Below are 6,988 nucleotides of genomic sequence, written 5' to 3'. Positions count from 1 at the left end.
GGCACTTCTGTGCCCTCGGGTGGCGGGATTCAGCTGTGTTTGCCGTCGTCGGTGGGTGTCCCAGTCGGCTCGTTCAACGCTCTGGCGAACTGGTCGAGCTGAACCTGTACCAGCGGCAGCGGACTGGGAAGGCTGGTGTCGGTCCAAAGGTGCAGGCCCTTCCACAGACACCGCCAGACACCGTAGGCGAGGCCGTCTGCGAGAGGGCGGTTGCCGGTTCGCCGGATGAGACAGTCCGCCACAGCGTCGCGCCAGGAGAGGCTGCGGCTTTCACCGTGCTGGCGGAGCTCGTTGTCGGTGCCGATCATTTGGACTTGCAACCGCATGACGTCAGAGCGGAGGGGAAAAAGATCGAAGCCGACGATGACGGCGTCAATGACCTTGCCGACGGGGTCGGTAGCGCCGGAGTTGGTGATGTTCTTGCGCAGCCCCTCGACGTAGCCGTCGAAGGTCGCCCAGATTAGGTCAGACTTGGCGGGGAAATAGAGGAACAGCGATTTGCGGGAAATGCCGCAGGCATCCGCGATCTCCATCATCGTGGTGTCTGCGTAGCCCTGGCGGTGCATCAGGCGAGTCGCGGTGTCGACGATCGCGATCGGGTCGATCGTTCGCGGACGTCCCCTCTTGGCCGCTGCCGACTCCTGCGTCACTGACGCCACCCTCCGTTCATACCGCCCCGCCGCCCTCCGGATGGGCGTGGGACTGTTCCATGGCGGCGACACCGCCCCCTATTTATGAAACCGAGTGTAACATATTGGCAGGTCGTCTGCTCCAGAAGGCTGCTTCCCGTCGACGGGCACCCCTCTCCCCCGTAACGATCGGCGGGTACAGATCGCGGACTTCGGCGGCCCGCCGCGCACCCGGGCGTCAGAGCAGTGAGATGAACGAGGGCGTCAAGGTCGCTGACGACCGTGCCGTTCCAGTTCGCCAGTATCCGGAAATGGTATTCGGTGCCCTCCGGGAGGGCACCGACTGCGCTGCCGAGGGCCCGCGGCACGTATATCGATGGGAACGGAGTTCTCCGCACGCGGGCTGCTACTGGTTGTCATGGGCGGTGCCTCGGCGCGGGATCAGGCTGTTTTGCTGAAGCCCAAGGAACGCGGAGGCATGAGGCGCGGTGGGGGCGAGGGTGTAGGTGACGATGGTCAGTCCCTGGTCAGCGGGGACTTCGAGGGCGTCGTAGTCGAGGTCGAGATCGCCGACGGCGGGGTGGTGGAAGCTCTGTTGTCCGCTGCGGTAGTACTCCACGTCGTGCGCGTCCCACCGTGCTGCGAACTCGGTGCTGCAGGAGACGAGTTCGTCGATGAGGTCGGCGAGGTCCGTGTTGCCGGGAGTGCGGGCGGCTTCGGTGCGCAGGCTGCCGACGGCATCGTGGGCTATGCCGTCCCAATCACGGTAGAAGCGGCGTGCACGCGGGTCACGGAAGACGAAGCGGGCCAGGTTGGGGGGCTGCTCGGCGGTGTCGAGCGCCTCTTCGTACAAGGCGCGGGCCATCTGGTTGGTGGCGAGGACGTCGAGGTGGGCGTTGCGGACGAAGGCGACCGCGCCGGTCATGGCGTCGAGGATCTGTTGCAGGCTGGCCCGCACGTGCAAGGCGCCGCCGTCGCGATCCGTCGCGCGGTGGGGGGTGTTGGCGGCGCGGACGAGGGCGGCCAGATGGGCGCGTTCGACGTCGTCGAGCTGGAGGGCGGCGGCGAGGCTGTCGAGGATCTCCTCGGAGACACCGCCCACGTTGCCGCGCTCCAGGCGGGTGTAGTACTCGACGCTGATCGCGGCGAGCTGGGCGACTTCTGAGCGCCTCAGCCCGCTGACCTGGCGCCGCCCGCCGAAGTCGGTCAGGCCGGCCTGATGTGGCGAGAGGCGGGCACGGCGGCTGGTGAGGAAGTTGCGGATGTCCTCGCGGACGGTGTCGGTCAGCACCGCTTCAGCGTAGGACACACCCTGCCACGGAGGGACCCTGCCAGTACCTCTCCCAACAAGGACTCCCAGGTCAGTAGGGGTACGTGGTTCCGTGGAAGCGTGACCGGGCCAGCGAGCCCGGTACCTGTCCCCTTCACGGAAGGACCACGCACCGTCATGCCTCTCACCGCTTCCTCGCACCGGTCATCGGAGGCGGGCGAGCCCGGGACGGGCCGGCACGCCACCGCGACGCTGGCGGCCGCCGTCCTCGGCTTCTTCGTGATCACTCTGGACGCGACGATCGTGAACGTGGCCCTGCCCTCGATCCGTGATGCGCTGGGCGGCGGCATCACCGGCCTGGAGTGGGTGGTCGACGGCTACACGCTGATGTTCGCCGCGCTGCTGCTGTCGGCCGGTGCCCTCTCGGACCGGATCGGCGCGCGAAGGGCGTTCGCTGGCGGCCTGGGCCTGTTCATCGTCGCCTCGGTGGCGTGCGGGCTGGCCCCGTCGCTGCCGGTGCTCGTCGCCGCGCGCGTGGTCCAGGGCATCGGAGCGGCCGTCACCATGCCGACCTCGATGGCGCTGGTGCGCCAGGCGTATCCCGACCCGGCCCGCCGGGCACGCGCGGTGGGGGTGTGGGCGATGGGCGGTGCCATCGCCGCCGCCGCGGGCCCGGTGCTCGGCGGTGTGCTGAGCCTGGCCTCCTGGCGGATGATCTTCTGGATCAACCTGCCGGTCGGCATCCTCACCCTGTTGCTGCTCGCCCGCGCTTCGCACTCGCCGACCCGCCCGGCCCCGTTCGACTGGATCGGGCAGGTCACCGCCATCCTCGCCATGGGCGGCCTCACCTTCGGCGCGATCGAAGCCGGAGCAGCCGGTTTCATGGCGCCGCAGGTGCTGGCCTCGCTCGGTATGGCGGTCGTGGCACTGGCCGCGTTCATCACCGCGCAGGCAAAGGTGGCCCACCCGATGGTGCCGCTCGCCCTGTTCCGATCGCCGACCGTGGTCGTCGCCACCGGCATCGGGTTCGCGTTCATGGTCGGCTTCTACGGACTGCCGTTCCTGTTCTCCCTCTACTTCCAGCAGCAGCACGGCCTGTCCGCGCTGGGCGCCGGGCTCGCCTTCCTGCCGATGATGCTGCTCAGCGCCTGCCTGACCCCGTTCTCCGCCCGGATCGCCGAGCGCACCGGCCCGCGCGTGCCGGTCATCGCCGGTCTGTCCCTGATCGCGGCCGGGGCGGTTGTCCTGGCCGCAGTACCCGCATCGATGCCGGTATGGGGCACAGCGCTGCTGCTGATCCCCATCGGCCTGTCCGGTCCGCTGGTGATGCCGCCGACCACCGCGCTGCTGCTGGAGCACGTCTCCGTACACCACACCGGTACCGCCAGCGGCGTGTTCAACACCAGCCGGCAAATCGGCGGAGCCCTCGCCGTAGCTGTCTTCGGCGCGCTGCTGTCCGCCTCGGCCGGCTTCGAACACGGCCTGCGCGTCAGTCTCCTGCTGACCGCCGCCGTGGCCCTGGTCGCCGCGTTGGCCGCCCCTCGCATGGGCGGCACCGCCCGGCGCGGCGACGTGATCACGGAACTGCACTGACAGATATACCTGCCGAAAAGGAAAGGAATCATCTCAATTAGTAAGTCATTCGCGGACAAGGTGGCACTGGTGACCGGCGCCGGCTCCGGAATGGGCCTGGCCAGCGCCCGCGCCTTCGCCGCCGAAGGCGCCGCAGTGGTGCTGGCCGACACCAACGAGAACGCGATCCGCCAGGCTGCTGACAATCTGACCGCCCAGGGGCACCGGGTGCTGCCGGTCGTCTGCGACGTCGCCGTGGAGAGCGAGGTCGCCGACCTGGTGAAGCAAACCGTCGACACCTTCGGCCGGCTGGACGCCGCCTACAACAACGCCGGCGTCCAGACCCCCAGCGTGGAGACCGCCGACGCCGACGGCGCCGAGTTCGACCGTGTGCAGGCCATTAACCTGCGCGGCGTGTGGAACTGCATGAAGTACGAACTGCGGCAGATGCGCGAGCAAGGAAGCGGCGCGATCGTCAACTGCGCCTCCATCGGAGGCCTGATCGGCATCGCCGGCCTGGCCCCCTACCACGCCTCCAAGCACGGGGTCCTCGGCCTGACCAAGAGCGCCGCTCTGGAGTACGCCGCCCGCGGTATCCGCATCAACGCGGTGTGCCCCGGCATCATCGCCACCCCCATGGTCGAGCGGATGACTGCCACCGACGCCGGCGCCGAAGCGATGAAGGCCCTGCTGGCCCAGCAGCCCATCGGCCGCCTGGGCCGCCCCGAAGAGGTCGCCGAGGCCGTGCTGTGGCTGACCGGCGACAAGTCCGGCTTCGTGATCGGTCACGCCTTGGCCGTCGACGGCGGATACACCATCCAGTAACCCCCGACTCCACGCCCTCGCCCCGGCGGGGCCCGACCGAAAGGGAGCAACCGCGTCCGACAACGACCAGCCATCCGGCTCGGCCAGGACGTTCGGCGACCTCGCCCCGCAGCTGGTGCACTTCACCGACGGCGTCCTGTCCGGCGAGACAGGGAAGCGCCCCGACCACACCGGCCGCGGCCGCTCACTGATTGGTCACCAGCAGCAGCGCGTTCTCCACCGGCCGGCGGCCCCGCGCCATGACCGCCATGTGCGTGGACAAGGACCTCTTCCGCGGCTGACCCGCCCCGTCAGCACGGCACGAACAAGCGCGCCCGCACGGCCCGCACAACCCTCGTAGAAGCAAGGAGCCACCTCAATGGAGCTGCTGGAACGGCCCGCCACCCGCAGGCTGCCGGAGAAGCTGTTCACCGGAGACGCCTGGGCCGATGTCATCTATCGCGGCGAAGAGCCGTCGAAAACGCGGGCGAACGCGGTGCACTTCGCACCCGGTGCCCGTACGGCCTGGCACTCCCACGGAGTGGGCCAGACCCTCTACATCGTCGAGGGCATCGCCCTGATCCAGTCCCGCGGCGGCAGGATCCTCGAAGCCCACCCGGGGCAGGTCGTCTGGACCCCGCCGGGCGAGGAGCACTGGCACGGCGCTGCCCCCGACCGCTTCATGACGCACCTCGCCCTGTGGGACGGCGACGACGTCACCTGGCTCGACCACGTCACCGACGCCGAATACGCCGGCCCCCGCACCCGCAGCCTCTGACCCGCCCCAAAAGGGCACCGACCACCAGTAAGGAGCATCCGCCATGCGTGCAGCAGTCCTGTACGGCCCGAAGGACGTACGCGTCGAGGAACGCGACGTACCGAAGATCCTCAAGCCCACCGACGCCGTGATCCGCACCTTCGCCACCTGCGTGTGCGGATCCGACCTGTGGGACTACCGCGGCATCAACCCCGCCAAGGACCCCGCCCCCGTCGGGCACGAGTACGTCGGCATCGTCCAGGAAGTCGGCGACCAGGTCACCACGGTACGGCCCGGCCAGTTCGTCGTCGGCTCCTTCTTCGCGAGCGACGGCACCTGCCCGAACTGCCTCAACGGCTACCCCAGCAACTGCCTGAACCGCGAGTTCGTCGGCGGCTGCCAGGCCGAGTACGTCCGCGTCCCGCTCGCGGACGGCACCCTGGTCGCCACCCCCGAACTGCCCACCGACGCCCAGGTGCCCGACCTTCTGGCCTGCTCCGACGTCATGGGCACCGGCTGGTGGGCCGCCGCCGCCGGTGTGCAGCCGGGTGACACCGTCGCCGTCGTCGGCGACGGAGCCGTGGGCCTCTCCGCCGTGCTGGCCGCCCGCGAGCTCGGCGCCGAGCGCATCATCGCCATGTCCCGCCACGCGCCGCGCCAGAACCTGGCCACCGAGTTCGGCGCCACCGACATCGTCACCGAGCGCGGCGACGAGGGCGTGGCCCGCATCAAGGACATGACCGGCGGCATCGGCGCCGACCGGGTCCTGGAGTGCGTCGGCACCGACCAGTCCACCCAGCAGGCCCTGAACTCCACCCGGCCCGGCGGCGGCGTCGGCATCACCGGCGTCCCCCACGGCGTCACCCTCGACGGCACGGCCCTGTTCTACTCCCACGTCGCCGTGCAGGGCGGCCCCGCACCCGTGCGGCGCTTCCTGCCCGACCTCATCGACCGCGTCATGACCGGCCGCATCAACCCGGGCCGCGTCTTCGACCACATCCTGCCGCTGTCCGCGGCCGCCGAGGGCTACCAGGCCATGGACGAACGCCGCGCCATCAAGACGCTCCTGCGTCCCTGAACCGGCCAGCCGGCCGACACGCCGTGCGATGGCCTCCAGCGCCACCGCAACCGGCGGCCCGCCCAGTGGTCATGAACGAGCCAAGGGAATCCCCGCTCACTGCAAAATCGCCAGCTTATGAGCAGGGGCGGGACGCTGGGGAGGCCCTGCGGGTACCTCGCCCGACAGGCTCTCCCCAGCGTTCACGGATCCCTGTTGCATGGCTGTGAGTGAGCGTGCAGCACGCCTCTGCGGCGGGGACGTGCTGTAACCGTTCGCCCTGTGAACGAAAGGCAGTCGGACAGATGGCACTCTCTCAGCGTGACCCCGCATCGGGCCGGTACCGGTCCTAGTCGCTCAGAGGGCGGCCTCTGATGCTCCGGGGACGAGCCAGAGAACTCGGGGCCTTTCTCAGGGCCCGGCGCAATGAATTGCGTCCAGAAACAGCGGGTCTCGCAGTCTGGGACGAGCCGCGCCGTGTGCCGGGGCTCCGCCGCGAAGAAGTCGCTGAACTGGCCTCCATCAGTACGGACTACTACACCCGCATCGAGCAGGCGCGTATCACGGTCACCCCGAGCGTCCTGACATCTGTGGTGGCATCCGCTCTACAGCTCGACGACGCGCAACGCTACTACGCCTTCGGCCTGCTCAGGCAGCAGAGCGGCGAGGTTCGGCGGCCTCGGGCTCAGCGCGTACAGCCCCAGTTGCGGCAGCTGTTGGACGGCCTGGCCACCATCCCGGCGCTCGTGCTGGGCCGCTACATGGACGTGCTGGCCTGGAACCACCTGGCATCGGTCCTGGTCACTGAAGCTTCCCCTTGATCGTGGACACCTGGAGACTGGGATCTGAGGTTCCAGAGGAAGCAGTGCCAGGTGGGAAGCAAGTACACGAATCGGTAC

7 protein-coding genes are annotated in these 6,988 nt (G+C 69.2%); 5 read left to right on the top strand and 2 right to left on the bottom strand.

From position 1 onward, the window contains the following. Nucleotides 1-29: 29 nt before the first annotated feature. Nucleotides 30-650, bottom strand: a complete 621-nt coding sequence (locus ABT300_RS39565; protein WP_351686669.1) for a TetR/AcrR family transcriptional regulator — start codon at nt 648-650, stop codon at nt 30-32. A gap of 385 nt (nt 651-1,035) precedes the next feature. Continuing rightward, nucleotides 1,036-1,920 (bottom strand): helix-turn-helix transcriptional regulator, encoded by an 885-nt coding sequence (locus ABT300_RS39560; protein ID WP_351686666.1) that lies wholly within the window; start codon nt 1,918-1,920, stop codon nt 1,036-1,038. A gap of 156 nt (nt 1,921-2,076) precedes the next feature. Between ABT300_RS39560 and ABT300_RS39555 the strand changes: the two genes are divergently transcribed. The 5 genes from ABT300_RS39555 (at nt 2,077) to ABT300_RS39535 (ending at nt 6,910) form a co-directional block, all read left to right on the top strand. Continuing rightward, entirely contained in the window at nt 2,077-3,492 is a 1,416-nt protein-coding gene (locus ABT300_RS39555; RefSeq protein WP_351686664.1) for an MFS transporter, read from the top strand. 30 nt (nt 3,493-3,522) lie between these two features. After that, nucleotides 3,523-4,296: a glucose 1-dehydrogenase gene (locus tag ABT300_RS39550; RefSeq protein ID WP_351686672.1), complete on the top strand. Its 774-nt coding sequence runs from the start codon at nt 3,523-3,525 to the stop codon at nt 4,294-4,296. 358 nt (nt 4,297-4,654) lie between these two features. Further along, nucleotides 4,655-5,053 (top strand): (R)-mandelonitrile lyase, encoded by a 399-nt coding sequence (locus ABT300_RS39545; protein WP_351686661.1) that lies wholly within the window; start codon nt 4,655-4,657, stop codon nt 5,051-5,053. 43 nt (nt 5,054-5,096) lie between these two features. Continuing rightward, nucleotides 5,097-6,110 carry a zinc-dependent alcohol dehydrogenase family protein gene (locus tag ABT300_RS39540; protein WP_351686658.1) on the top strand — a complete coding sequence of 338 codons (1,014 nt, stop codon included), beginning with the start codon at nt 5,097-5,099 and terminating at the stop codon, nt 6,108-6,110. A gap of 353 nt (nt 6,111-6,463) precedes the next feature. After that, nucleotides 6,464-6,910, top strand: a complete 447-nt coding sequence (locus tag ABT300_RS39535; protein WP_351686655.1) for a helix-turn-helix domain-containing protein — start codon at nt 6,464-6,466, stop codon at nt 6,908-6,910. Nucleotides 6,911-6,988: the final 78 nt, after the last annotated feature.

It is taken from the genome of Streptomyces sp. NPDC001027 (assembly GCF_040299045.1).
GTDB lineage: Bacteria > Actinomycetota > Actinomycetes > Streptomycetales > Streptomycetaceae > Streptomyces.
This window is presented reverse-complemented; position numbering and strand designations above follow the sequence as displayed.

Bases quoted from the DNA above. Each gene is read 5' to 3' on its own strand.
- ABT300_RS39540 (WP_351686658.1), top strand. From the start codon at position 5,097: ATGCGTGCAGCAGTCCTGTACGGCCCGAAGGACGTACGCGTCGAGGAA.
- ABT300_RS39555 (WP_351686664.1), top strand. From the start codon at position 2,077: ATGCCTCTCACCGCTTCCTCGCACCGGTCATCGGAGGCGGGCGAGCCC.
- ABT300_RS39535 (WP_351686655.1), top strand. From the start codon at position 6,464: ATGCTCCGGGGACGAGCCAGAGAACTCGGGGCCTTTCTCAGGGCCCGG.
- ABT300_RS39545 (WP_351686661.1), top strand. From the start codon at position 4,655: ATGGAGCTGCTGGAACGGCCCGCCACCCGCAGGCTGCCGGAGAAGCTG.